At 73.7% G+C, this 472-nt stretch carries 1 protein-coding gene; it reads right to left on the reverse strand.

Annotation, left to right across the window (positions count from 1 at the left end; genetic code table 11):
* A partial coding sequence (locus D7Y13_RS42385) for a PCRF domain-containing protein (protein WP_120631094.1) occupies positions 1–472 on the reverse strand: 472 nt, incomplete at both ends.

The raw sequence follows: 472 nt of genomic DNA on the forward strand, positions 1-472 counted from the left end.
CCCCCGACTCGGTCTTGAGCCAGCCGTAGGCGTTGGGGCCGGTGACCTTGTAGGACGCGGACTTGATGCCCGTCTCCTCGCCGGCGGTCTCGGACTGCAGGTCGACAGCGTAGCCGTGCGCCTCGGCCCAGCGGACGTACATCCGCGCGAGCATGGCGGCCCAGTCGCAGCTCTCGGTGCCCCCTGCCCCGGCGCTGATCTCGAGGAAGGTGTCGTTGCCGTCCGCCTCGCCGTCGAGCAGCGCCTCGATCTCGGCCTGGGCTGCGCGGTCGCGCAGCGCCGCCAGCGCCGCCTCGGCCTCGGCGACGATGCCCTCGTCGCCCTCGGCCTCGCCCATGCCGATCAGCTCGACGTTGTCGCCGAGGTCGCGCTCGAAGGCCTCGACGCGGCCGAGCTTGTCGGCCAGCACCTGGCGGTCCCGCATCAGCCGCTGCGCCGCCGCGGGGTCGTCCCAGAGCGCGGGGTCCTCGAC

The organism is Corallococcus praedator, from assembly GCF_003612125.1.
In the GTDB taxonomy this organism is placed as follows: Bacteria; Myxococcota; Myxococcia; order Myxococcales; family Myxococcaceae; genus Corallococcus; species Corallococcus praedator.